At 61.3% G+C, this 24,704-nt stretch carries 23 protein-coding genes; 9 read left to right on the plus strand and 14 right to left on the minus strand.

Annotated elements, in window-relative coordinates; genetic code table 11:
• Positions 1 to 537: 537 nt before the first annotated feature.
• From CER19_RS06745 to CER19_RS06765, 5 genes are all read right to left on the minus strand, one after another.
• Complete coding sequence (locus CER19_RS06745) at positions 538 to 2,979, minus strand: penicillin acylase family protein (RefSeq protein WP_116665858.1); 2,442 nt, start codon at positions 2,977 to 2,979, stop codon at positions 538 to 540.
• Between the two features lie 275 nt (positions 2,980 to 3,254).
• A complete protein-coding gene (locus tag CER19_RS06750; RefSeq protein ID WP_003189235.1) occupies positions 3,255 to 3,455 on the minus strand; it encodes an SEC-C metal-binding domain-containing protein in 201 nt (66 codons plus the stop codon).
• Positions 3,452 to 3,934, minus strand: a complete 483-nt coding sequence (locus tag CER19_RS06755; protein WP_054897983.1) for an LEA type 2 family protein — start codon at positions 3,932 to 3,934, stop codon at positions 3,452 to 3,454. Before CER19_RS06755 ends, CER19_RS06750 begins: the two co-directional genes overlap by 4 nt.
• A 21-nt stretch (positions 3,935 to 3,955) precedes the next feature.
• The gene (locus tag CER19_RS06760) at positions 3,956 to 4,426 is read right to left on the minus strand and encodes a YchJ family protein (protein ID WP_116665859.1); all 471 of its coding nucleotides are present in this window, start codon (positions 4,424 to 4,426) and stop codon (positions 3,956 to 3,958) included.
• Between the two features lie 4 nt (positions 4,427 to 4,430).
• The gene (locus CER19_RS06765; RefSeq protein ID WP_116665860.1) at positions 4,431 to 4,928 is read right to left on the minus strand and encodes a DUF6231 family protein; all 498 of its coding nucleotides are present in this window, start codon (positions 4,926 to 4,928) and stop codon (positions 4,431 to 4,433) included.
• 179 nt (positions 4,929 to 5,107) lie between these two features.
• On the opposite strand from CER19_RS06765, the gene CER19_RS06770 reads away from it, so the two are divergent.
• Positions 5,108 to 5,866 (plus strand): collagen-like protein, encoded by a 759-nt coding sequence (locus CER19_RS06770; protein ID WP_116665861.1) that lies wholly within the window; start codon positions 5,108 to 5,110, stop codon positions 5,864 to 5,866.
• Positions 5,867 to 5,983: 117 nt separating this feature from the next.
• Here CER19_RS06770 and CER19_RS06775 read toward each other — a convergent pair whose 3' ends face one another.
• On the minus strand, positions 5,984 to 6,448 hold the full coding sequence (locus CER19_RS06775; protein ID WP_116665862.1) for a CopD family protein: 465 nt from the start codon (positions 6,446 to 6,448) through the stop codon (positions 5,984 to 5,986).
• A 99-nt stretch (positions 6,449 to 6,547) separates the two neighbouring features.
• Between CER19_RS06775 and dinG the strand changes: the two genes are divergently transcribed.
• The 6 genes from dinG to CER19_RS06805 all read left to right on the plus strand — a co-directional run bounded on the left by dinG (position 6,548) and on the right by CER19_RS06805 (position 15,009).
• The gene (gene dinG, locus CER19_RS06780; RefSeq protein ID WP_014717263.1) at positions 6,548 to 8,692 is read left to right on the plus strand and encodes an ATP-dependent DNA helicase DinG; all 2,145 of its coding nucleotides are present in this window, start codon (positions 6,548 to 6,550) and stop codon (positions 8,690 to 8,692) included.
• Between the two features lie 88 nt (positions 8,693 to 8,780).
• A complete protein-coding gene (locus CER19_RS06785; RefSeq protein ID WP_116665863.1) occupies positions 8,781 to 11,078 on the plus strand; it encodes a beta-galactosidase in 2,298 nt (765 codons plus the stop codon).
• A gap of 82 nt (positions 11,079 to 11,160) precedes the next feature.
• Positions 11,161 to 12,306, plus strand: a complete 1,146-nt coding sequence (locus CER19_RS06790) for a serine hydrolase domain-containing protein (protein ID WP_116665864.1) — start codon at positions 11,161 to 11,163, stop codon at positions 12,304 to 12,306.
• A gap of 143 nt (positions 12,307 to 12,449) precedes the next feature.
• Positions 12,450 to 13,604, plus strand: coding sequence for an OmpA family protein (locus CER19_RS06795; RefSeq protein ID WP_116665865.1), 1,155 nt, complete (start codon positions 12,450 to 12,452; stop codon positions 13,602 to 13,604).
• 27 nt (positions 13,605 to 13,631) lie between these two features.
• On the plus strand, positions 13,632 to 14,279 hold the full coding sequence (gene pdxH, locus CER19_RS06800) for a pyridoxamine 5'-phosphate oxidase (RefSeq protein WP_116665866.1): 648 nt from the start codon (positions 13,632 to 13,634) through the stop codon (positions 14,277 to 14,279).
• Positions 14,280 to 14,544: 265 nt separating this feature from the next.
• On the plus strand, positions 14,545 to 15,009 hold the full coding sequence (locus CER19_RS06805) for a glycine zipper 2TM domain-containing protein (RefSeq protein ID WP_003189251.1): 465 nt from the start codon (positions 14,545 to 14,547) through the stop codon (positions 15,007 to 15,009).
• 174 nt (positions 15,010 to 15,183) lie between these two features.
• Here CER19_RS06805 and nhaA read toward each other — a convergent pair whose 3' ends face one another.
• The gene (gene nhaA, locus CER19_RS06810; protein ID WP_116665867.1) at positions 15,184 to 16,368 is read right to left on the minus strand and encodes a Na+/H+ antiporter NhaA; all 1,185 of its coding nucleotides are present in this window, start codon (positions 16,366 to 16,368) and stop codon (positions 15,184 to 15,186) included.
• 216 nt (positions 16,369 to 16,584) lie between these two features.
• Between nhaA and CER19_RS06815 the strand changes: the two genes are divergently transcribed.
• Positions 16,585 to 17,679, plus strand: coding sequence for a PLP-dependent cysteine synthase family protein (locus tag CER19_RS06815; RefSeq protein WP_116665868.1), 1,095 nt, complete (start codon positions 16,585 to 16,587; stop codon positions 17,677 to 17,679).
• A 71-nt stretch (positions 17,680 to 17,750) separates the two neighbouring features.
• Here CER19_RS06815 and CER19_RS06820 read toward each other — a convergent pair whose 3' ends face one another.
• The 3 genes from CER19_RS06820 to CER19_RS06830 all read right to left on the minus strand — a co-directional run bounded on the left by CER19_RS06820 (position 17,751) and on the right by CER19_RS06830 (position 20,838).
• Positions 17,751 to 19,364 carry an NAD(P)/FAD-dependent oxidoreductase gene (locus tag CER19_RS06820; RefSeq protein ID WP_116665869.1) on the minus strand — a complete coding sequence of 538 codons (1,614 nt, stop codon included), beginning with the start codon at positions 19,362 to 19,364 and terminating at the stop codon, positions 17,751 to 17,753.
• Between the two features lie 106 nt (positions 19,365 to 19,470).
• On the minus strand, positions 19,471 to 20,142 hold the full coding sequence (locus CER19_RS06825) for a COG3650 family protein (RefSeq protein ID WP_032895666.1): 672 nt from the start codon (positions 20,140 to 20,142) through the stop codon (positions 19,471 to 19,473).
• 96 nt (positions 20,143 to 20,238) lie between these two features.
• The gene (locus CER19_RS06830; RefSeq protein ID WP_116665870.1) at positions 20,239 to 20,838 is read right to left on the minus strand and encodes a short chain dehydrogenase; all 600 of its coding nucleotides are present in this window, start codon (positions 20,836 to 20,838) and stop codon (positions 20,239 to 20,241) included.
• 218 nt (positions 20,839 to 21,056) lie between these two features.
• On the opposite strand from CER19_RS06830, the gene CER19_RS06835 reads away from it, so the two are divergent.
• Positions 21,057 to 21,971 (plus strand): LysR family transcriptional regulator, encoded by a 915-nt coding sequence (locus CER19_RS06835; RefSeq protein WP_116665871.1) that lies wholly within the window; start codon positions 21,057 to 21,059, stop codon positions 21,969 to 21,971.
• Here the strand turns inward: CER19_RS06835 and CER19_RS06840 are convergent.
• From CER19_RS06840 to CER19_RS06855, 4 genes are read right to left on the minus strand one after another with little or no spacing between them, the layout of a single operon-like run.
• Positions 21,962 to 22,447 carry a DoxX family protein gene (locus CER19_RS06840; protein WP_116665872.1) on the minus strand — a complete coding sequence of 162 codons (486 nt, stop codon included), beginning with the start codon at positions 22,445 to 22,447 and terminating at the stop codon, positions 21,962 to 21,964. The genes CER19_RS06835 and CER19_RS06840 overlap by 10 nt on opposite strands.
• Complete coding sequence (locus CER19_RS06845; RefSeq protein WP_116665873.1) at positions 22,444 to 23,220, minus strand: DUF2063 domain-containing protein; 777 nt, start codon at positions 23,218 to 23,220, stop codon at positions 22,444 to 22,446. Before CER19_RS06845 ends, CER19_RS06840 begins: the two co-directional genes overlap by 4 nt.
• Positions 23,217 to 24,095, minus strand: coding sequence for a DUF692 domain-containing protein (locus CER19_RS06850; RefSeq protein ID WP_116665874.1), 879 nt, complete (start codon positions 24,093 to 24,095; stop codon positions 23,217 to 23,219). The genes CER19_RS06845 and CER19_RS06850 overlap by 4 nt, the downstream gene beginning before the upstream one ends.
• Before the next feature lie 22 nt (positions 24,096 to 24,117).
• Positions 24,118 to 24,414 (minus strand): DUF2282 domain-containing protein, encoded by a 297-nt coding sequence (locus CER19_RS06855; RefSeq protein WP_116665875.1) that lies wholly within the window; start codon positions 24,412 to 24,414, stop codon positions 24,118 to 24,120.
• Between the last annotated feature and the right edge of the window lie 290 nt (positions 24,415 to 24,704).

The raw sequence follows: 24,704 nt of genomic DNA on the forward strand, positions 1-24,704 counted from the left end.
GCTTCAGAAATTGACGCTGATCTGATTGATGCCCCCACGATCAAACCGTGGAGGCTGGCTTGCAATGACGCCCTCCCAACCGACACCTATCTACCTGACACCCCAACGATCCCACTGTGGGAGCGGGCTTGCTCGCGAAGGCGGCCTGGCAGGCGACGCTGTTATACCGAGTACATATCCATTCCTGCGGTAACGGCCACTTAGGGTTCCGCTTTTACAGCGGGTCACTTTTGGAAAAGAGCCCCAAAAGTAACCAAAAGGGCTCTCGCCCCACCACTCGGCACCTCGCCTAGGCTCGGTGTGCCCGAACACAGGCTTGAATCCGTGGGCCGCCGCCACGCGCCATCCATGGCGCGGGGCGGCTAACCCGGCGTCCTGCCGGGTTACCCACGAATTCAAGCCTGCGCTCGGCCAGCGTGGTTTAACGGGGCGCCTGAGATCAAGATCAAGAGCGGCTCGCTTCGCATCGTGGTTACCGTCGGCTGCTATCGCAGGCAAGCCACACAGGGTTATCCGGTTTTGTCAGTGGAAACCGGTTTACTTACCAGGCGTCAGGGTCAACCTGGCCTTGCCATACACCTTTTCAAAGTTCTGCGGCTGCATCGGGAAGCTCAGGTATTGCGCCTTCAGCGACGGGTCGATGCCGTTGGCATAGTTCGGGCTGGCCGGGTTGCCGGATTGGCCGATGCCGCCCTGGCCCATCATCGGTTCCGCCTGGCCGAAGTCGATGATCATGCGCAGCGCCGACACCTGGGTCGCGTTGAAATCCTGGCCCCAGCTATAGGGCGCCGGGTTCAAGGTGTTGTGGTCGCCACCGCTGGCAAAGGGGCCGCGGATGATCTGGCCGCTGGTATTTTTCCACGTGGTGCTGTGCAGCTTGCCCCACTGCCAGGCCTTGTGGTCGGCGCCCAACTGACTGTCGCCAGTAGTGATGGCGGCGGCCAGGGTGCGGGCCAGGATCGCGGGTTTGTCTTCTTTGTGCGGTGTACGCGTGTCATCCCAGAATGGGCTGTCTTCACGGCCCAGCAGGTGGTCGGCGATGGCCGAATAGGACAGGCTCGCGTTGCTGACGAAGGCTTTCCAACTGGCGCTGTTTTCCGGGCCGAGTTTGTCGAGGAAGATCTGCCGGGCGCTTTCCTGCAGGAACAGTTCATAGAGCGCCGCGTCAGCCGAGGTGGTCGCCAGCCGACCGTCGAAGGCCATCAGGCGCTCCAGTGCTTCGCGGGCCTTGGCGCGTTCCGCTGCCGGCAATGCATCGATGGCCTGCTTGAGGGGCTGGGCCATGCCGGGTGCCTGGAACATGCCCTTGAGCTTGGCGGCGAAGAGGGTGGTCTGGTCGTATTGCATGGCAATCAGGCTGCGGCTGTCATGCTTGCCGGCGTTGGCCAGTTGCGCCAGGCGTTCGCTGCGCTCCGGCGCATCCCAGGCGTTGGACAGTTGCATGCCGTAGCCACGCGGCGCGGTGCGCTGGTTGGCGGTGCCGATCCAGCCCTGGGCCGGGTCCTGGTCGTACGGGTGCAACATCGCGTCGGCGTAGCCGTCCCAGTCAAAGCGCGTGTCCCAGCCCGGCGATGGCAACAGGCCTTCGCCTTCGCGGCGGTTGGGGAAGCGGCCGGTGACCTGCCAGCCGATATTGCTGGCGTCGGCGAAGATCATGTTCAGGGCGATGGCGCGAATCTCGCGGGTAGCATCCGAGGCCTTGCCGGCGTTTTGTGCGCGAGACAGGTCGAAGAACGCATCCAGGCTCTTGTCGTCTTTGAAGTCGGCGGTTTGCAAGGCCAGGCCAAGACCGCTGGTGAGCGCCTGGCTGCTGTTGAGCAGGGCGCCGTGGCGGGTTTCGTACACCACTTCGCGAATCGAGCGCTGGCCCTTGATGAAGAAGGTTTCGTTGCGCACGCCGGCCGGCAGCCATTTGCCGTTGTTCTCGTAATACAGCGCGCTGCCCTGGCGTTTGACCTTCTCCAGGAACAGGTCCTGGGTGTCGCCCTTGACCGCGCTCATGCTCCACGCCACTTTGCCGTTGAAACCCGACAGCAGGGTCGGCAGGCCGGCAATCGAAGCACCGACGGCCTGGTATTTGGGCGCACGAATCTGCACGTAGTTCCACGGCGACGGTGCTTGTGGCTGCGCGGCGATATCGTTTGCCAACAGGCTTTTGCCGCTGCGGCTGCGTTGCGGGCCAATGGCCCAGTTGCTTGAGGTGGTGATGCCCAGGGCGTTGAGGCTGCGCAATTGCTGGCCTACCGTTTCCAGCCCGGCGAGGCCGGTGATCTGGCTCAGGTTGACGCCCTTGAGCTTGTCGGCCTCGGCCAGCGGGACGGGTTCGTCCGGTGCGCTTGGGGTGAGCCAGGCGAGTTTGTCGACGCCGACCTTTTGCGCCAGCACTAGGGACGAAAGCTCCTCCTGCAGGTTGCTCGACTGGCTGAAATTGAGCAGGCAGAACAGCAGCGCCGAATCTTCCGGCTTCCAGTACTCGGGCTTGTAGCCGCTTTGGGCCAGGTCCGCCGGCAACTTGTCACGGTAGCGGAACAGGTAGGCGTTGACGCCTCGGGCGTACACTTCAAAGAAGCGTTTGAGGCGTGGCGACGAGGCGTTGTACAACTCGCCAGCGCTTTTCTTGAGGTTGACCGCCCGCATGAAGCGGTCGACGTCCAGCACTTGCGGCCCCGACATTTCCGCCAGACGGCCCTGGGCCAGCAGGCGCAGGGTGACCATCTGGGTGATGCGGTCGCTGGCGTGCACGTAACCGAGGCTGAACAGTGCGTCGTGGAAGGTGTTGCTTTCGATCAGCGGCATGCCTTGGGCATTGCGGCGCACCGACACATTCTGTGCCAGACCCTTGATTGGCTGCACGCCAGCAACGGGCGGCAGGGTGTCCTGGGTGTTTTGGAGCTGGCAACCGGCCAGGCCCAAGGCACTGACCACTGCCGCGGCAACGCCGAACCGGGGAAGAAAATGTAAGAGGGCTGGCGAGGCCATGGCAAAGCTCCTGCGGGGGGTAGCGTCAGTAAAGGCGCTACGTTAGTGAGCGCGGCGAAACGACGCAAGCGGGAGTTTTGGGTTAAGCATTAGAACTTGAGTCAGGCGCAGACCTGTGTGGGAGCGGGCTTGCTCGCGAAAGCAGTGTATCAGTCAGTGTCTGTATCAACTGACGGAACGCATTCGCGAGCAAGCCCGCTCCCACATTTGATCGCATGCAACCTTGGATCAAGGCTGGGGCGGGGGCCCGCCGGCATTTTGATCTTCAGTGCGGTTTAAGCGCCGTGGCACTTCTTGAATTTCTTCTCGCTGCCGCACGGGCAGGGATCGTTGCGACCCACGTCCTTCAACGCATTGCGCACCGGCTCTTGATGAGCGTGGCCGCAGTTCGGGCCGTGGACATGGCCGTGGTCGTGATCATGGTGATCGTGATCGTGGTTGCAGTCAGGACCATGGACATGAGGTTGCTGTGTCATCGATGTTGCTCCGGAATAAAATCGCCGGGGATTATCTCGCCATTGTGTGCCACCTGCACGTCATTACCGATGAATAATCCGGTTTTCAGTTCGCCCTCTAAACGATAAGGCACGGGCCGGTCGGGATTTTTCAGCATCTGCACCACCTCACGCACCTGTGGCCAGAGGTTGGTGCGCACCGAGACCTTGAAGAATTTATGCCCGCGTGGCGGCACGGTCAGCCACTCGTTGGACTCGCCTTCGGTCAACACCAGGTTGCCCAGGCTGACCTTGTAGACCAGGCCGCGCACGGTCAGGTCGGCGTCGTCGCGGTTGTCCACGCGAAAGTACAGCTTGAATTTCTGCTCCAGCAGCTTGGCCCGTACCACTTCGACCTTGACCAGAGAAACGTGGGGCGGCGGCGCGTCGTCTTCGAACCAGGACGCGCAGCCGGTCAGACCCAGGGTCAACGCCAGCATCAAGCTATACATCCGAAGCATGGCGTTATCCCCGTCGAGTGATTAGAAGTAGCTGGAACAGCACTTCTTGAATTTCTGCCCACTGCCACACAAACAGGCATCGTTACGTCCGGCCTTCACTTCTACCGTAGGGTCGATGAAGTACCAGCGCCCTTCATTCTGTACGAAAGAAGACTGCTCGCGGTGACTATGTTCACCGGTAGCGTCATGCCAGCGCGCCGTAAAGGTGACAAAGGCGTGTTCCGGCTGGCCGCCGAACACCTCGGAGCTTTCAACCTCCAGGCCCAGCCAGGTGCTTTGGGCACTCCAGGCGGCAATGGCGTCGCGGTCCAGGCCGGCCTGTTGCGCAGGCAGCGTAGTGGCGATCAGGTAATCGACCAGGCCCAGCACATAGGCGCTGTAGCGCGAGCGCATCAATGCGCTGGCACAGGGGGCCGGGTGACCGGCGTGATAATGGCCGCAGCAGGCATCCAGCAGATTGCCGCTGCCGCACGGGCAAATGGATGTACTCATCGGGTTACCACCAATACTTTCCGAAGTTTTCCGGGTTGGCCCAGAAGCGGGCGTTGAGCCAGTCCGGCACCTGTTTATAGTCAAGCAGATCATAGGTAAACAGCGTGAGTACCTGATCATCGCGTTGGAAGCGTTCGCCGGCTTGCAGGGCCAGGGAGAAAAAGTCGGTGTCCTTCCAGTCGCAGGCACTCAGGTCGGCCAGCACGGCAATGCGGCTGGCGTTGAGGTTACGAATACCACCGAGCAAGGTCAGGCCTTGGGGTTTGGGCAGGTGCTCCAGGCAGTCGACCACCAGCGCGAGGTCAAAGCGCTGCACCGCGAGGTCTTCCGACAACGGCCCTGGCGCGGCATAGAACACTGCGGTGTCCGGGTGCGCAGCTTTGAAGGCATCCAGCGCCGGAAATTGGCTGGCGCCCACTAATAACAGGCGTTTTGGCCTGTGAAGGTCCAGCAGGGCCGCCAAGGCTTGTTGGGGCGTACGGGCAGAAATTCCAGCGGTCATTGCAGATCCTCGCATCAAGACCGTAGAGACTAGCGCGGCTGGGCGCGCGGGCCTAGAGCGCGACGGTCGATACCCACCGAGGCAGAACTGAAGTTTTTTGATCCTTCACTGGCAAATCGCCTGTAGAAGTCGTTACTGTGCGCTCAAAGAAAAATTTGAAAACACTCAGGAGCCCCATGATGCGTAAGGTTTTTCTGTTGGCCCTGTTGGTCAGCCCCGTTGCCCTGGCCCAGAGCGTCAGTGTCGAAACCAATTCGTTGATGCGCTTGCCCAGCAGCACCAGCGTGTTGCAACTCGAGCGCCTGGACGTGGCGGACTACGGCACCTTGCTGATTCCGGCCACCATCAGCCAGATCACGGTGGATGAGCTGCACTTGGGGCGCGACGCACGTATCACCATTGTGCCCGGCAATACCGCCTTGCAAATGCAAGTGCGCGAAGCGCAGTTGGAGCACGGTAGCCAGATCACCTCACGGGGCGCTCCTGGCACTCACGAAAAACCCGCCAAAGCTGGGCGTGACCTGACCTTGCGCATTAATTCGCTGACCGCCGAAGCGCTGTCGGTGGATGCACGTGGCGGCGCTGGCGCCCAAGGATATGCGGGCCTGGACGGTGCCAACGGCGTGGATCCGGGTTGCACCTGGGGCTCGGCCGGGCGCGGTTTCAATGGCGATAATGGCGGCGATGGCCGGCCAGGGGCAGCGGGCGCCCAGGTACGCCTGGAGTTGCCGCAGGAGTTCCCGGCTGAACAGATCAAGGTCTGGGTCGATGGCGGGCCGGGTGGCCTGGCGGGGGTTGCTGGCAAACCCGGCAAGGGCGGGCAGTCCAAGGGTTGCCTGGTGTACCGCGCGGACGGCGGCGAAAAGGGCCGGCCAGGGCTGGAAGGGCAACCGGGGCCGGCTGGGCCTGCGGGGTCCGTGACCATTCAGCGGCTGTAGGAGCGAGCTTGCTCGCGAAAAACGTCAACGATAACGCGTACTTGCTGAATGAACGCGGCGTCTGTGAGTTTTTCGCGAGCAAGCTCGTTCCTACACGCGTTAGGGCAAGCCAACAGCTCAGAACATCGGCCGAGCCGAAGCCACCGCCACCACCACCAACCCGACAATCAGGTTTATCCCCACCAACTTTCGAATCTGCCCCAGTGCAGCCGCGCCCGCCGGCCAATCCTCAGCTGCCACCGCTGCCTTCAGTTCCGGGAATTTCAACGCCTGGATACGGATAAACAGCGCCGTCATCACCAGGTACAAGCCCATCATCACCTGTACATAGCGCGGCGCGGTTTCGAAACCACTGAAACGTAGTTGCAGCAAACCAATGCCGCTGATCGGCAAAAGCACCACCGCCACCCATACCCATACGAAAAAACGTTGAAACACATTTGCCCATAGCTTGAGTCGGGCAGGGCCCTCAAGCGCCGCCATGGCGGCGGGGCGCAGGATCATCCAGGCGAAAAACATGCCGCCGACCCAGATCAAGGCGGCCAGTACATGCAGGGTATAAGCGAGGCTAAACGCGGTCATTGTGGTACTCCGTTCTGCGCGGGATTAATTAGCGGGGTATGATAGCGGCCGATCCGAACCACTGAAAATTTATCCAGCGTTTTTTGCGCCCGACTATCCATGATCAGCACTGAACTCAAAACCACGATCCAGGGCGCCTATTCGCGTTTTCTCGAAGCCAAGAGCTTGAAACCGCGCTACGGCCAACGCCTGATGATCGCCGAAGTGGCAAAAGTCCTCGGGGATATCGACACCGACGACGAAGGCCGCCGCGAGGGTGAGCCTGCGGTAGTGGCCGTCGAGGCCGGTACCGGTACCGGCAAGACCGTGGCCTACAGCCTGGCCGCGATCCCCACGGCCAAGGCCGCTGGCAAGCGCCTGGTGATCGCCACTGCCACCGTCGCGCTGCAAGAGCAGATTGTCTACAAAGATTTGCCCGACCTGATGCGCAACAGCGGCTTGAGCTTTACCTTCGCCCTGGCCAAGGGCCGTGGCCGCTACATGTGCCTGTCCAAGCTCGACGTATTGCTGCAGGAAGGCCACGCCCAAACCGCCACTGCCTCCTTGTTCGAAGAAGAAGGCTTCAAGATCGAGGTGGATGAGGCCAGCCAGAAGCTGTTTACCAGCATGATCGAGAAGCTGGCCGGCAACAAATGGGACGGCGACCGCGACAGCTGGCCCACCGCCTTGGAAGATTCAGACTGGGCGCGCCTGACCACCGATCACAGCCAATGCACCAACCGCCATTGCCCCAACTTCGGCCAGTGCGCCTTCTACAAGGCGCGCGAAGGTATGGGCAAGGTGGACGTCATCGTCACCAACCACGACATGGTATTGGCTGACCTGGCCCTGGGTGGCGGTGCGGTATTGCCCGACCCACGCGACACCCTCTATGTGTTCGACGAAGGCCACCACCTGCCAGACAAGGCCATTGGCCATTTCGCCCATTACACCCGTTTGCGCTCCACGGCCGACTGGCTGGAAACCACCGCCAAGAACCTCACCAAGTTACTGGCCCAGCACCCGTTGCCCGGCGACTTGGGCAAGTTGATCGAGCAAGTGCCGGAGCTGGCGCGCGAGATCAAGACCCAGCAGCAGTTCATGTTCAGCGCCTGCGAGCAGGTTGCGGACTTCAAGCCCGGTGAAGACGTCGAGGGCCGCGAGCGCCCGCGCCACCGTTTTGTCGGCGGGATGATTCCCGAGCACATGCGCGAAATGGGCATCGAGTTGAAGAAAGGCTTTTCGCGCCTCACCGACCTGTTCACCCGCCTGACGGATTTGCTCAAGGAAGGCATGGATGGCGAGGTCAATATCGGCATCGCCAGCAACCAGGCCGAAGAGTGGTACCCCTTGTTCGGCAGCCTGCTGTCTCGTTCTCAAGGCAATTGGGAGCTGTGGACCGCCTTCACCGTCGAAGACCCGGAAGACAACCCGCCCATGGCCCGTTGGCTGACGTTGTCGGAAAGCGGTGCGTTGTTCGATATCGAGGTCAACGCCAGTCCGATCCTCGCCGCCGAAATGCTGCGCCGCAACCTGTGGAACGTGGCCTACGGCTGCCTGGTAACCTCGGCCACGCTGACGGCCCTGGGCACCTTTGACCGCTTCCGCATGCGCGCCGGCCTGCCGAAAAAGGCCGTCACCGCCGTGGTGCCCAGCCCGTTTCATCACGCTGACGCCGGCGTGCTGCGGGTGCCAGACCTCAAGGCCGACCCACGGGACGCGGCGGCGCACACAGCGGCGATCATTCGCGATCTGCCGTCTCTGGTGGAAGGCTCCCGGGGCACCCTGGTGCTGTTCTCGTCGCGCAAACAGATGCAGGACGTGTTCGATGGTCTCGACCGCGACTGGCGCAAGCAGGTGTTTATCCAGGGCAACCTGTCCAAGCAGGAAACCCTGAACAAGCACAAGGCGCGGGTCGACGGTGGGGATTCCAGCGTGTTGTTCGGCCTGGCCAGCTTTGCCGAAGGCGTGGACTTGCCCGGTGCTTACTGCGAACACGTGGTGATCGCCAAGATCCCATTCTCGGTGCCGGATGATCCGGTCGAGGCCGCACTGGCCGAATGGATCGAAGCCCGGGGCGGCAACCCGTTCATGGAAATTTCGGTGCCGGATGCTTCACTGAAGCTGGTGCAGGCCTGCGGGCGTCTGCTGCGTACCGAAGAAGACCGCGGCACCATCACCTTGCTCGATCGGCGCCTGGTCACCCAGCGCTATGGCAAGGCCATCCTCAATGCGTTGCCGCCGTTCAGGCGCGAAATTTCTTAAGCCACCGTGGGCGGATTCGCCCACTCTGTGGTCTATCTCATCACTATCATCAGGCCAGTCATCGGCCGTTTGGGAGAACCTTGTTCGTATGATTCGCACGCTGCCCGCTCTTTTTGCCCTGCTGTTCGCTGCGCCGTTGATGGCGGCGCCAGAGGGGCAACAAACGCTGTTCAACTTCGTCCGGCCTGCCGATGTGGTCAAGGTGGCGACCCAGGACGCCAGCCTGCCGCAATACAACGCCGAACAAACGCCCGAAGGCGAGGTGCTGCGCCGCATCACCTTCAACCCAGCGGCCGAGCCGAGCCTGGTGCTCAGCCCGCAGACGGGGACGTGGGATTGGTTGCAATCGAGCGCCATGAGCCTGCGTATCCAGAGCGCGATGAACTGGGCGCTGACCCTTTACGTCAAGGTGCAGAGCGCCGATGGCAAGACGCTCATCAGCCGCATCGACCTGCCGGCCGGCCCGGCCCAGACGCTGCTCGTCCCGCTGCAAGCCAACTCACCGCTGGGCCAGGGCATGAAGGCCGGCCCGCCGATGCCGATGACCGTGGATGGCCAGCGGGTATTGCTGGCCGCCAGCGCCGGGGAAATCGACCGCAGCCAGGTCGTCTCGGTGACCCTGTCGATGCTCAAGCCTAATGCCGCCCAGAGCATCTTGCTGGAGCGCTTCGGCGTGCAGGACAGCGAGCCGGTATTGAAGGCCGCCTACACTGAACTGGTGGACGCCTATGGCCAGTCCAACCGCGCACGCTGGCCGGAAAAGGTCAGCAGCGATGAGCAGCTCAAGGCATCGGCCGCCAAGGAGCAACAGCAGCTCAAGACCTGGCTGGCCGAGCGGGACAAGTCCTCCCTGGATCAATACGGTGGCTGGAAAAAGGGCCCGGCCTTCGACGCCAGCGGTTTTTTTCGCACCCAGAAGCGCGACGGCCGCTGGTACCTGGTGACGCCGGACGGGCATCCGTTCTACTCCCTGGGGGTGAACACCGTGGCGCCGGACAACAGCCAGACCTACGTGGCGGGGCGCGAGTGGATGTTCGCGGCGCTGCCCAAGGCCGGCGAACCCTTTGATAAGTACTACGGCAGCGACGACAGCCGCACCGGCAACGGCGCCGGCGAAGGTCGCGGCTTTGGCTCGGGGCGTTGGTACGATTTCTATGGGGCCAACTTGCAGCGCATTTACGGCGGTGACGCGTTGGACCAGCCACGCTGGGTGACCCATACCCTCGATCGCCTGCAAGCCTGGGGCTTCAACACCGTCGGGAACTGGAGCGATCCGGACCTGGCCACTGCCGACCGCGTGCCGTACACCTTGCCGCTGTCGATTGTCGGTGACTATGCCAGCATCAGCACCGGCACCGACTGGTGGGGCGGTATGCCCGACCCGTTCGACCCGCGCTTTGCCATGGCCACGGAACGCGCCGTGGCCATCGCGGCTCGCGACCACCGCGACGATCCGTGGTTGATCGGCTTCTTTGCCGACAACGAATTGGCCTGGGCCGGCCCCGGCGACGATGCGAAATCCCGTTACGCCCTGGCTTACGGCACCCTGCGCATGACCACCGACGTGCCGGCCAAGCGCGCCTTCCTCAAGCAACTGCGCGATAAATACCGCAATGAAGAGGGCCTTTCCAAAGCCTGGGGTATTCACCTGGCCGGTTGGGAGCTGATGGAAGACCCAGGCTTTGAGCCGCCGATGCCCAGCCCCGAACACCCGGAAATCGAAGCCGACTTCAAGTATTTCCAGAAGACCTTCGCCGACGCTTACTTCAAGACCATTTCCGACTCGCTCAAATGGCACGCGCCCAACCAGCTGTTGCTGGGCGGTCGTTTTGCGGTGAGCACGCCGGAAGCTGTCGCTTCGTGCGCGCAGTATTGCGATGTGCTGAGCTTCAACATGTACACCTTGAAACCCCAGGACGGTTATGACTTCGCCGCCCTGCGTGCGCTGGACAAACCGGTACTGATCACCGAATTCAACTTTGGCTCCGCCGACCGTGGCCCATTCTGGGGCGGCGTGACGCAACTGGCCCGCGAAGAGGACCGCGGCGCGGCGTACACCACCTTCCTCAAGCAGGCGGTGGCCGAGCCGTCGATTGTCGGGGTGCATTGGTTCCAGTACCTGGACCAGCCGGTCACCGGGCGTCTGCTGGATGGTGAAAACGGCCATTTCGGCCTGGTCGGCATCACCGATCTACCCTTCCAGGGCTTTGTCGAGACGGTGCGCAAGAGCAACCTGGCCGCGCTCGACCAGTTGGGCCGTGAGGCGCAAAAAGCCAAGGCCACCCAAGCGATGCGTGAAAGTGACGCCGGCAAGCCGGGGCGCGACGGCAAAGGCGCGGGGCAGGGCGCTGGGCATGCCGGTGGGCACGCTGGAAATGGTCATTGATTCATCGTTGACGGGTTCACAAAACCTACAATGGCTGAAAGAATGGCGACCACTTTTCATGGTGTTTTCCGAGGGGACTTAGGTGCAGATTCAGGGTCATTACGAGCTGCAGTTCGAAGCGGTGCGCGAAGCCTTCGCGGCCCTGTTCGATGATCCTCAGGAGCGTGGTGCCGGGCTGTGCATCCAGATTGGCGGGCAAACCGTCGTCGACTTATGGGCCGGGACTGCCGACAAGGACGGTGCCGAGGCCTGGCACAGCGATACCATCGTCAACCTGTTCTCCTGCACCAAGACCTTCACGGCAGTGACTGCCCTGCAACTGGTGGCCGAAGGCAAGCTCAAGCTTGATGCGCCAGTGGCCGAGTACTGGCCGGAGTTTGCCGCTGCTGGCAAGGACGCGATCACGCTGCGCCAGTTGCTCTGCCACCAGGCCGGGCTGCCCGCCATCCGCGAAATGCTGCCCACCGAGGCCCTGTACGACTGGCAATTGATGGTCGATACCCTGGCGGCCGAGGCCCCGTGGTGGACACCGGGCCAGGGCCATGGCTATGAAGCGATCACCTACGGCTGGCTGGTTGGCGAACTGTTGCGCCGCGCCGACGGGCGCGGGCCGGGGGAGTCGATCGTGGCGCGGGTGGCACGCCCCTTGGGGCTGGACTTCCATGTGGGCCTGGCGGATGAAGAGTTTTATCGCGTCGCCCATATCGCACGCAGCAAAGGCACTATGGGTGATGAAGCCGCGCAACGGTTACTTCAAGTAATGATGCGTGAGCCTTCGGCGATGACTACCCGTGCATTTGCCAACCCACCGTCTATTCTGACCAGCACTAATAAGCCCGAATGGCGACGCATGCAGCAGCCTGCGGCGAATGGCCACGGTAATGCGCGCAGCCTGGCCGGGTTTTATAGTGGTTTGTTGGACGGTAGTTTGCTGGAAAGCGACATGCTCGAACAATTGACCCGCGAGCACAGTATCGGGCTGGATAAAACCTTATTGACCCAAACCCGCTTCGGCCTGGGCTGCATGTTGGATCAACCGCAGTTGCCCAATGCCACGTTCGGCCTTGGGCCACGTGCATTCGGGCATCCCGGGGCAGGGGGCTCAGTCGGGTTTGCCGACCCTGAACATGATGTAGCCTTCGGTTTTGTGACTAATACCCTGGGGCCTTACGTACTTATGGACCCGCGGGCCCAGAAGTTGGTCGGAATATTGGCCGGTTGTCTATAAACCCCTTGCTGTTTCACAATTTTTTGTTACAAAGGCAAGTATAAAAAAGATGCTGAACGACATGTTGTAACTTGAATGTTCTTTTAGCGTCTGTTTAACGGGTCCCGCGACCCCCTGGTTTTTTCTCATTTTGTGGATATCTCATGTTATCGAACAAGTCTTTGGCACTGGCGCTGTGCCTCACTATTACGGGTTGTGCACAAACTCCACAAAATGATGCCGAAGGTGGGCATTGGTGGTCATTTGGATCTGACAAAGCTGCGACCAAGGATCCAGTGGCCCAGACCGACGCCAAGCCGGATGCCAAGCCCGACGCCAAGCCGGCGGCGGGTGCCAAGCCTGTTGAGCCTGTCGTCGCTGCTGCCGCACCAGCCTCGGCCGCCAAAGCTGACACGGGTTACAGCTGGTGGCCGTTCTCCACCAAAACCGCCGAAGAAAAAGCCGCCGACGCCAAGGCTGACCTGAAAGCCGACCTCAAGGCCGCAACGCCGGCCTCGGACGCGGCGCCTGTCGTCGCCAAGACCGACAGCGAGCCGCGCTGGTGGTGGCCGTTCGAAAGCAAGCCAAAGCCGTTGGCCAAGGTCGACGTGAGCAACGTGCCGATGCCTGACCCGAAAGTCACCCAAGCCTGGCTGGACGAATACGAACCACGCCTGCGTGCGGCCATCAAGGATAGCAACCTGCAACTGGAACGTCGTGAAAGCACGCTGGTGGTGATTGCCCCGGTAGACGGTTCCTACAACCCGAAGCGTCCCGCCATGTTGCTGCCGGTGACCCTGGGCCCGTTCACGCGGGTGGCCAAGGCCGTGGAAGCTGACCCGAAGACCGCCGTACTGGTGCTGGGCCACGTTGATGCCACTGGCAGCGCTCCCGCCAGCCAGGCGTTGAGCAAGGAACGTGCGCAGTCCATTGCCTCGATTTTCAGCCTGAGTGGTCTGAAACAGGATCGCTTGATGCTGCGTGGCATGGGCGACCTTATGCCGCGTGCCGCCAACGACAGCAATCAGGGGCGTGCGCTGAACCGTCGCATGGAAATCATGTTCACTCAGCGTACAACGATGTTGGCACTGCTGAGCAAGTACAACTCGGGCAAGACGCCGCCCGTAGCCGAAATGGTCGCGGTGCAGAATGTGCCTGCGCCAGCACCGGCGGCAAAAGCGCCTGCCAAAAAGGCCACGGCCAAGAAAGCGGCGGCCAAGCCAGCGGCTAAAAAGGCTGCGGCCAAGCCGGCTGCCAAGAAGCCGGCTACTGCAAAAGCCAAGGCGGCACCTGCTTCGAACGACCAGGCGAAAAACTGAGCTGTTGAACCACAAGGATAAAGCCGCATGACCCAGGCACTGGCCGATATGCGCCGTGACTACACACGGGACGGTTTGAGCGAGGCCCAGGCCCCGGACGAGCCGTTTGCGTTGTTCCACCAATGGTTTGGTGATGCGGTGAAAACCGAACAGCCGCCAGTGGAGGCCAATGCCATGACGCTGGCGACGGTCGACCAGGACGGTCGCCCGCACTGCCGCATCCTGCTGCTCAAGGGCCTGGATGCACAGGGCTTTACCTTCTTCACCAACTATCAGAGCGCCAAGGGTGAGCAACTCGCGGCGCGGCCGTTTGCGGCCATGACCTTCTTCTGGCCCACCCTGGAACGCCAGGTGCGCATTGAAGGGCGTGTGGTCAAGGTCACGCCTGAAGAGTCGGATGCTTATTATCAGGTGCGCCCGTTGGGCAGCCGCCTGGGCGCTTGGGCCTCTCCACAGAGCAAGGTCATTCGTGATCGCGAGGAGCTGCAGGCGTTGCTCAAGGCCACTGAAGAGCGTTTCAGCGATACCCAGCCCGATTGCCCCGAGCATTGGGGAGGGTACCGTTTACTGCCCGAGCGCATCGAGTTCTGGCAAGGCCGTGCCAGCCGCCTGCATGATCGCCTCAACTATCGTTTGCAAGACGGCCTATGGTCCCGCGAGCGTCTGGCGCCCTGAGCGTCACCTTTCGTCATCCCACCTGAATCAACCCCGTTGCGACGAAGTCTCTGTTCAAGAGACCTCGGGCGCTTTCGACTGTGCGGCTACACTGATCAAGCCGGTTATGGCATCGTTCTGTACCCTGGCTTGGTTACCGTTCGTCGAGTTATCTGGTGCTGGCAGTCTGTACTCAGGCTGAATGAAAGCAAGTTTCTGCCTGGTGCGCCGTGACACGCGCCAAGCCACAGCGTTTAATGAATACCTGTCCTTTGGAGTTGATGCTATGCGTAAGTCCGTTTTACTAGTTGCCTGCTTTACCACCCTGTCGTTGTTGTTGGGTGGCTGCGCCTCGAGTCTGACCGGCGACTCGTACTCTCGTGATGAGGCGCGTCGTGTACAGACCGTTCGCATGGGCACCATCGAATCCCTGCGCCCAGTGAAAATTGAAGGCACCAAGACCCCAATCGGCGGCGCAGCGGGTGCAGTCATCGGCGGCGTTGGCGGCAGCGCCATCGGGGGTGGCCGTGGCAGCATCGTCACTGCTGTGATCGGCGCAGTTGCGGGCGGCCTGCTGGGCTCGGCCACTGAAGAAGGCCTGACCCGTACCCAGGGCGTGGAAATTACCGTGCGCGAAGACGACGGCAGCATGCGTGCCTACGTACAAGCCGTGCAGGAAAATGAAATCTTCCGCATTGGCGACCGCGTACGCATCATGACCGTCGACGGTACCAGCCGCGTTACTCGCTAAGCCTTAAGCTTCAGGCGAAGAAAAACCCCCAACCGGGTGACCGGTTGGGGGTTTTGTTTGTAGGAGCGAGCTTGCTCGCGAAAAAACGTTAACGATAACGCGTGCTCAATGAAAGAACGCGGCGCCTGTAAGTTTTTCGCGAGCAAGCTCGCTCCTACAACTGACTGACTTCAATCATGCAACGACGGTTTTCTTGCGACTTGCCATCGCCGTCACCGCGTATCCGATAAAGGCCGCAAGGATCGACCCGGTCAGAATCCCCATGCGATCTTCACCGGCAAACTCACTGGCGCCTGGCACAAACGCCAGGGAACCGACAAACAGGCTCATGGTGAAGCCGATCCCGCACAGGATCGCCACGCCCATTACCTGGCCCCAATTGGCGCCGCTGGGCAGTGAGGCGATGCCGGTCTTGATCGCCAGCCAGGTGAGGCCGAACACACCGACGGTCTTGCCGATCAACAGGCCGGCAGCGATGCCCATGGGCACGGAGTGGGTGAAGCTCTCCAGGCTGACACCGGTGAGGGACACGCCGGCATTGGCGAATGCGAACAGTGGCAGGATGGCGTAGGCCACCCAGGGGTGCAGGGCGTGTTCCAGGCTCAGCAGCGGTGAGGTTTCGGCATTCTTGGTGCGCAGTGGAATGCAGAACGCCAGGGTTACACCGGCCAAGGTCGCATGCACACCGCTCTTGAGCACGCACACCCACAGGATCAGGCCGATGATCATATACGGCCCCAGCTTGATCACGCCCAGGCGGTTCATCGCAATCAGCGCAATCAAGCACGCCCCCGCGCCCGCCAGGGATGCCGTGGACAAGTCAGCGGAATAGAACAAGGCAATGACGATGATGGCGCCAAGGTCATCAATGATTGCCAAGGTCATCAGGAACAGTTTCAGCGACACCGGTACGCGCTTGCCCAGCAGGGCCAGCACGCCCAGCGCAAAGGCAATGTCGGTGGCCATGGGGATCGCCCAGCCAGCGAGGGCGGCCGGGTTGTCCTTGTTCAGTGCCCAGTAGATCAGCGCCGGCACCACCATGCCGCCGATGGCCGCTGCGCCAGGCAACACCACTTGGGAAGGCTTGGACAGATGGCCATCCAGCAGCTCGCGCTTGACCTCCAGGCCGATCAACAGGAAGAACAGGGCCATCAAGCCATCGTTGATCCAAAGCAGCGCCGGCTTGGCGATTTTCAACGCGCCTACCTGTGCAACCACCGGTGTGTCGAGAAAGGCGTTGTACAGGTGCGACAACGGTGAGTTGTTGATGATCAGCGCCAAGGCGGCAGCGGCAATCAACAACAGGCCACTGGCGGCTTCCAGCTGGAAGAAACGGGTGAAAGTGCTACGCAGAGGCAAGGGATGCTCTCCAATCCAGGTTCAATAGGTGGGTACCCTAACCCGTACCGTTAGTTGTTAAAACAAAAGTTATATTCTTATTTGTTATAAGGGATGGGCCGGGACATCGGTGGGCTAAAGACTAGCAATTGTGTGTCCAATTGCGTCGTCACTGTATCTGTGTGAAGTGTGGGAAACATCCTAAAATCACCGCTGAAAACCTTTAGAGAAGCCACCATGAGCGACCATCGTACCTGGGCCCGCGAAGCCATTCGCATCATTGAGGCGGACTTCCAGCGGAGCGCCGATACTCATCTGATCCCGCTGCCATTACCGGGTTTGCCAGGCATCGAGTTGTACTTCAAGGATGAGTCCAGCCACCCCACCGGCAGCCTGAAACACCGGCTGGCGCGCTCGCTGTTCCTGTATGCGCTGTGCAATGGCTGGCTCAAGCCGGGTGCTCCCGTTATTGAAGCGTCCAGCGGCTCCACGGCGATCTCGGAAGCCTACTTCGCGCGCTTGCTCGGCTTGCCGTTTATTGCCGTCATGCCCGCTACCACGTCCCAAGAGAAGATCGCCCAAATTGCCTTCTACGGCGGCAAAAGCCATCTGGTCCAAGACCCGACGCAGATCTACGCCGAATCCGAGCGCCTGGCCCAGGAAAGCGGGGGGCACTTCATGGACCAGTTCACCTACGCCGAACGTGCCACCGACTGGCGGGCGAACAACAACATCGCCGAATCGATCTTCCAGCAGATGCGCTTTGAACAGCACCCGGAGCCGAGTTGGTTGATTTCCAGCCCTGGCACCGGCGGCACCACCGCGACCCTGGGCCGCTATGTGCGTTATCGCCAACATTGCACGCGTGTGCTGTGTGCCGATGCCGAACGCTCGGTGTTCTTCGATTTCTACCAGAGTGGTGACGCCAGCCTACGCCTGGACTGTGGCTCGCGGATTGAAGGGATTGGTCGTCCACGGGTGGAGGCATCGTTTCTGCCCGCGGTGATTGACGCCATGGTCAAAGTGCCGGATGCATTGTCCCTGGCGGCCATGCATTACCTGGCGCAGCGTTTGGGGCGACGGGTTGGCGGTTCCAGCGGGACTAACCTGATCGGTGCCCTGATGGCGGCGCAACAAATGAAAGCGGTAGGGGAGTCGGGGTCGATCGTTGCGATCTTGTGCGATGGCGGTGAGCGCTATGCCACAACCTATTACGATCAAGCGTGGCTGGCGGGGCAGGGCTATGAGCTGGAAGGGTTGATCGCGGCGGTTGCGGAGAGTGTCGAACGCGGTGAGGCGCTACCCGCTAACATCCTGCGCGCCAATATCTGACACCCTACAAAGCAGTGTGGGAGCTGGTAAGCCAGCACCCACACTGGATTTATGCTCCCCGTCAGCGTGCTTTAGGCCTCGATGCCGAGCATATCCCGCGCCAACGCCTCGGCGATCCGAATCCCGTCGACACCCGCCGACAGAATCCCACCGGCATAGCCCGCGCCTTCACCGGCCGGGAACAAGCCTTTGACGTTCAGGCTCTGCATCGACTCGTTGCGGGTAATGCGCAGTGGTGATGAGGTGCGGGTCTCGATGCCGGTCAGCACCGCATCGTGCAGCGAGTAGCCTTTGATCTGCTTCTCGAACGCCGGCAAGGCTTCGCGGATGGCTTCGATGGCGAAGTCCGGCAAGGCCAGGGCCAGGTCACCCAACGACACGCCGGGTTTGTAGGACGGCTCCACACTGCCCAGCGCGGTGGAGGGTTTACCGGCGATGAAGTCGCCCACCAGTTGTGCGGGGGCCTCATAGTTACTGCCGCCGAGGATGTAGGCGTGGGACTCCAGGCGCTCCTGCAGCTCGATACCGGCCAGCGGGCCGCCTGGGTAATCCACCTCGGGGGTAATGCCTACCACGATGCCGGAGTTGGCATTGCGCTCGTTACGCGAGTATTGGCTCATGCCGTTGGTCACGACGCGATGGGGTTCTGAAGTCGCAGCCACGACGGTGCCGCCCGGGCACATGCAGAAGCTGTAGACCGAACGGCCATTCTTGGCGTGGTGCACCAGTTTGTAGTCCGCTGCGCCCAGCTTGGGGTGGCCAGCGTATTTGCCCAGGCGTGCGGCGTCGATCAGCGACTGCGGGTGCTCGATACGGAAACCCACCGAGAATGGCTTGGCTTCCATGTACACGCCACGGTCGTGGAGCATGCGGAAGGTGTCACGGGCGCTGTGGCCCAAGGCAAGAATCACATGTTTGGAAAGGATCTGCTCGCCGCCGTCGATGACCACGCCGTTCAACTGGTCGTCTTCGATCAACACGTCGGTGACCCGTTGTTCGAAGCGCACTTCACCGCCCAGGGCGATGATCTGCTCGCGCATGTTTTCTACCACGCCGGTCAGGCGGAAGGTACCGATGTGGGGCTTGCTGACGTAGAGGATTTCTTCCGGCGCACCGGCCTTGACGAACTCGTGCAGTACTTTGCGACCGTGGAATTTCGGGTCCTTGATCTGGCTGTACAGCTTGCCGTCGGAGAAGGTACCGGCGCCGCCTTCACCAAATTGCACGTTGGACTCTGGGTTGAGCACGCTTTTGCGCCACAGGCCCCAGGTGTCCTTGGTGCGTTGGCGCACTTCCTTGCCGCGCTCGAGGATGATCGGCTTGAAACCCATCTGTGCCAGCAGCAGGCCGGCGAAAATCCCGCAAGGACCGAAACCCACCACGATTGGCCGCTCAGCCAGGCCTTCCGGCGCCTGCCCCACCACTTTGTAGCTGACATCCGGTGCCGGATTGACATTGCGGTCGTCGGCAAACTTGAGCAGCAGCGCGCCTTCACCCTTCACGTTCAGGTCGACGGTGTAGATGAAGCACAGCTCAGAGGTCTTTTTACGCGCATCGTAGCTGCGCTTGAACAGGGTGAAATCGAGCAGGTCATCACTGGCGATGCCCAGGCGCTGCACGATGGCCGTGCGCAGGTCTTCTTCGGGATGGTCGATGGGCAGCTTGAGTTCGGTGATTCGTAACATGACAGGATCCGGTAGGCGGCGGGCAAGAAGGCCGGCTGTTTTGCAAACCCGCGATTATAAGCCCCAATGACAACTTTCCGTCAGGTTAAAACAGCACAGGGGCTAATCAGTCGTCCCGCGAGCCGCCGAACGCCGCGCAACCACGCTGCACCTGGCCGTTCACGCGCAACTCGGCGCTCATGTGTTGCAGGCTGCCGCTCACACTGTCGACGCAGCGCTGGGGCGCCACCCACAGTTCGATGTGCTGGTTATTGGCTTCGGTCATCAGGTTGAAACGGCCGTCGCCCAGTTGCTCCTCGACGTACGGCACTGCCAAAGGAGGCTGGCCCTCGCGTTCGAGCACCATGCCCTTGGCCGTGACGTTCATCGCCCAGGCGGGTTTATGGCCGTTGGCCCGCAGGATCATGCGCTTGAAGTCCGGGTCGGAGCAGGCTGAGGTCGAGCGTTCTACGCGATATAGCTGTTGCAGGTCCACTGAACCCTGGGTGCCGCTGGCGACCCCGGAAAACTTGCCACGCAGGTCGGCAAACAGCATGCCCTGCTGGCCGGCCAGCGAGGCCGCTTCCTGCAGGACGCTGGTGCCGCCGGTATCGTTGACCACGTAGCTACGCTGGTCGCCACATGGCTGGAACAGCAGTTTGCCATCCACCGCCGTCAACTCACCCTGCATACGGGTCAGCCCGACAGTCGATGGCTTGGCCGGCTCGCTTTCGAACAATTGGCAGGCGGCGAACAGAGGAAGCAAGGCAAACAGGGCGAGGGTACGGGCGGCGCGCATTATCGGGTCTCCAGGCAAGTGCCGCCACGTTACGCAGGCTGGCCGTGCATCACAAGCCCGCTTGCCAGCTTCAGGCGTTTCTTACGGATCTCACTCTCACCCTACGATAAAGGTCTGACCGGTTTGCAGGCCCTCGACGCTTTTGGCGTAAGCCAGCGCTACATCGGCGGCCGGGGCAGGTTTGTAGCCACGGAAATAGGGAGCATAGCTGCCCATGGCTTCCAGCAACACCGTCGGGCTGACCGTATTGATGCGCAGGCCGCGTGGCAACTCAATGGCCGCCGCTTTGACGAAGGCGTCCAATGCACCGTTGACCAAGGCCGCCGAAGCGCCGGTGCGGATCGGATCACGGTTTAGAATGCCGCTGGTGAACGTGAACGAAGCACCGTCGTTGGCGTATTCACGGCCGATCAACAGCAGGTTCACCTGGCCCATCAGTTTGTCACGCAGGCCCAGTTCGAAATCGCTGTCGTTCATGTCTCCCAGGGGTACGAAGTTGACGCTGCCTGCCGCGCAGATCAGCGCGTCGAACTTGCCGGTCTGTTCGAACAGCGTGCGGATCGAGGTGCTATCGCTGATATCCACCTGGAAGTCACCGCTGGTGCGGCCGATGCTGATCACTTCGTGGCGCTGGGCCAACTCTGCCTTGACCGCTGAACCGATGGTGCCGCTGGCACCAATCAATAGGATTTTCATCGTGCTGTTCCTCTGGGGCTGATTCCCTGTAGGAGCGAGCTTGCTCGCGAAGAACGTCAACGATCACGCGGTAAAACTGACTACACGGCGGCGATCTTGAGTTTTTCGCGAGCAAGCTCGCTCCTACAGTGGTATGGGTTCGCATTCAGTCTAGTGTGGCTTTTTAGTCGGATAAACGTGCTAATAGGCAACCTTTGGTTTTTAAATGGAAACAGTCCATGAGCGAAATGGATGACCTGGCGGCGTTCGCCGTGCTGATCGAAGCCGGCAGTTTCACCGTGGCGGCCGCACAATTGGGCTGCAGCAAAGGGCAGTTGTCCAAGCGCATCAGCCAGTTGGAGGCGCAGTTTGCCGTGGTCCTGCTGCACCGCACCACGCGCAAGCTGAGCCTTACTGCTGCCGGCGCGGCGTTGCTGCCCCAGGCACAAGCATTGGTGGTGCAGGTGGAGCGCGCGCGCCAGGCCTTGGCGCGGCTCAAAGATGATTTGGCCGGCCCTGTGCGTATGACCGTCCCGGTGTCGTTGGGCGAAACCTTCTTCGATGGTTTGTTGCTGGAATTTTCCAAGCAATACCCGCAGGTGCAGATCGAGCTGGAGCTTAACAACAGCTACCGGGACCTGGCGCGCGACGGCTTTGACTTGGGCGTTCGCTCGGGCGCCATCGAGCATGAACGCTTGGTGGCCAAACCTTTGCTGGCCTGGCATGAGATGACCTGCGCCAGCCCGGCTTATCTGGAACAGCATGGCGAGCCGCAGACCCCGGCGGACCTGGCGGCGCACAGCTGTTTGCTCAACAGCCATTACAGTGGCCGCGAGGAATGGTTGTACCACCAGCAACACGAATTGCTGCGGGTAAAGGTGAGCGGCACCTTCGCTTCCAACCACTACAACCTGCTGAAAAAAGCCGCGTTGGTCGGCGCCGGTATTGCCCGCCTGCCGTCCTACGTTCTACCCAGGGAGCTGGCTGACGGCCGATTGCGCTGGCTGCTGCGCGACTATCAGACACGCAGCATGCCGATGTACCTGGTGCACCCCTATCAGGGTGGCTTGCCACGGCGCACCCAGGTGTTGGCCGACTACCTGGTGGACTGGTTCAAGCGCAGCGGCGAAGCGCTGGATCGGCTTCAGCGATAGCGACGGGCAATCAGGTGGTCGATGGACAGGCAGCCTGGGCCTTTGGCAAGCAACAGCAATAACAGCGCAAGCCAGGTGCCGTGAGTGGGATAGGCGTCAGGGTAGACGAACAGCTGGATGGTCAGGGTCATGCCGATCAAGGCCAGGGCCGAAAACCGCGTGGCGAGCCCCAGCAGGATCAATACCGGGAAAAAGTGCTCGGCAAAGGTTGCCAAGTGCGCGGCCACCTGCGGCGACAGCAGAGGCAATTGGTATTCGCTGCGAAACAAAAACAGGGTCGAGGCGGCAAGTTTGGGCTCGCCCCATTGGAAGGTACCGCTGATCAGGTCAATGGCGAAGCCTTCGACCTTGGTCTGGCCGGACTTCCAGAACACCGCCGCAATGGAGAAGCGTGCGATAAAGGCGATCAGGCTGTAGGGGATTTTTTCAAACAGTGCGACGGTTCGCTTTACCAGGCAGGGAGCGGGAATGTTCATGGCAATACCTCTGGTTGCAGATGCAAATGGGTGATGGCGTCGTGGCTGATCAACAGCGTGAGACATTGGTGCAAATCGAATTCGGTCGAGGCTTCCAGGGCATCAGTTATGGCCATCTCCAGTCCGGCGCCTTGGTTGAGGCGGTTGATAAAGGTCACAGACCCGCGGTCGATGGCGAACACCTTGACCGCTAACCCTTGGCGTAAGACCAGCGCGCCCTGGGCATACCAAGGGTTCAAAGTGGCGATAGCCCCGTCGACCTGATGCGCCGCCCAAACCGATACCACCGCGTAGGAAGATTCCAGCGTGGCAAGTGACGGATGCAGTCGTACACGCAGTTGCCCCAGTTGGGCGCAGCCTTGCAGTTGCCGAAGTACGCAGTGCTGATCCAGAACCTGGCAATCCGCCGCGTGATAAGCGCGGACCCTCAAGCGTTCCAGCCGGGCGACATCGGCCAGGTAGGGCACGCTCGAGGCCGGTTCGAAAGCCTGGATAAAGTCAGAGAACGTGCTGCCGTACTCACTGATCAACGGGCTGGTGGGCGGATGAGCCTGGGCATACAGGCCGGCCATGGCGCGGAAAAACTCATCGCCGACCAGTTGCCGCGCCACCGGGTAGGCGGCTGCCAAAGCATTGATCAACGCGCTATGGACATTGTTTCGATACACCGCAAAGCGGCTCGCCGGCTCAGCACCGTTGCTGCTGAACACGCCCTCGGGGCAGGTTGCTTGCGGGGCCAGTAAAGCCTCGGCGAATGTTTGCTGAATACTCATCGGGCCACCTGCGACAAATACCATTGGGCCTGCCGGGCCTCTGCTTGCAGCACGCTGAACGCGGGCACCTGGTTATCCCGCTCGATCAGCGTCGCCACCGCTCCGGTCCGCGCCAGTACCTGTGCGTACAGCTGCCACACGGCGTTATCAATCGGCGCGCCGTGGTCATCGATCAGCAGGCGGTCGCCCAGGTTGTCGGTGTCTTCGGCAAAACCGGCCAGATGTATCTCGCCCACTGCGTGCAATGGCAAGGCGTCGATGTAGGCCAGCGGGTCGCGCTGATGATTGATGCAGGATACGTAGACGTTGTTGACGTCAAGCAACAGGCCGCAACCGGTACGGCGGACGATCTCGCTGATAAAGTCGGTTTCGTCCAAAGTAGAGCGCTGGAACTGCAGATAGGTGGACGGGTTTTCCAGCAGCATCGGGCGCTTGAGCGTGCTCTGTACCTGGTCGATGTGTTCGCATACCCGCTCCAGGGTGCTGGCGTCGTAGGCCAGGGGCAGCAGGTCGTTGAGAAACACCGGGCCGTGGCTGGACCAGGCCAGGTGTTCGGAAAAAGACTGGGGTTGGTAGCGTTCGATCAGCGTGGCCAAGCGTGCCAGGTGCTCGCGGTCCAGAGGACCTTCGCCACCGATGGACAGGCCGACGCCGTGCAGTGACAGGGGGTACTGCGCACGAATCAACCCCAGGTAGTGATGAAACGGGCCGCCGGCCACCATGTAGTTTTCGGCGTGTATTTCGAAAAAACCGATGTCGGGGCGGGTCTCGAGCACCTCGGTGAAGTGCTCGGTCTTGAGCCCCAGCCCGGCTCGATAGGGGAGGCCGGGCGCCTGAGCCGGTGCGACCGCGTGTTGGGCTGTAAGCGTCATCATCAGTACTCAGGCTGCGCGGGGTTCAGGATTTGGCGGTGAAGGCTGCTTCCTGGCCAAAACCGGTCGGCGAGGTGGTGCTTGGGGTCTGGGTGCAAGTGCCGGTAGGGACCAGTTTCCAGGCATTGGCCTGGTCTTTGGTTTTGGAGGTGCCAGCGCAGGAAGTGCCGGCGCCTGCGGCGCAGTCATTCTTGCCGGCTTCAGCCACGCCGAAGCATTTCTGCATGTCGTCGGCCGCGTGGGCGGTGGTGGTCAGGGCGGACAGGCTCAGGGCAGAACCAAGGGCCAGAACGAGGGTGGCAGCGGACAGTTTGGTGGTCATGGTGTGTCTCCAGCAGTGGTTGAATGCGCAGGCTTGATTGCCTGCATGCACCACTAGAGAGGGCTCGACGAATTGCGTTACACAAACTTCGAAAATAAATTCAATATTGCGGTTCACACCAAACAAATGTGGGAGCGGGCTTGCTCGCGAATGCAGCGTGTCAGCCAACAGTTCCCTGGCTGATTCACCGCATTCGCGAGCAAGCCCGCTCCCACATTTTTGATCCGGTTCCTATAGCAGCCTTCGTTTAGCCGCCGAGGTACGCCTCCCGCACCTAAAGATCATGAGCA

Origin of the sequence: Pseudomonas sp. GL93 (genome assembly GCF_003408955.1) — a bacterium.
GTDB classification, from domain to species: Bacteria; Pseudomonadota; Gammaproteobacteria; order Pseudomonadales; family Pseudomonadaceae; genus Aquipseudomonas; species Aquipseudomonas paracarnis.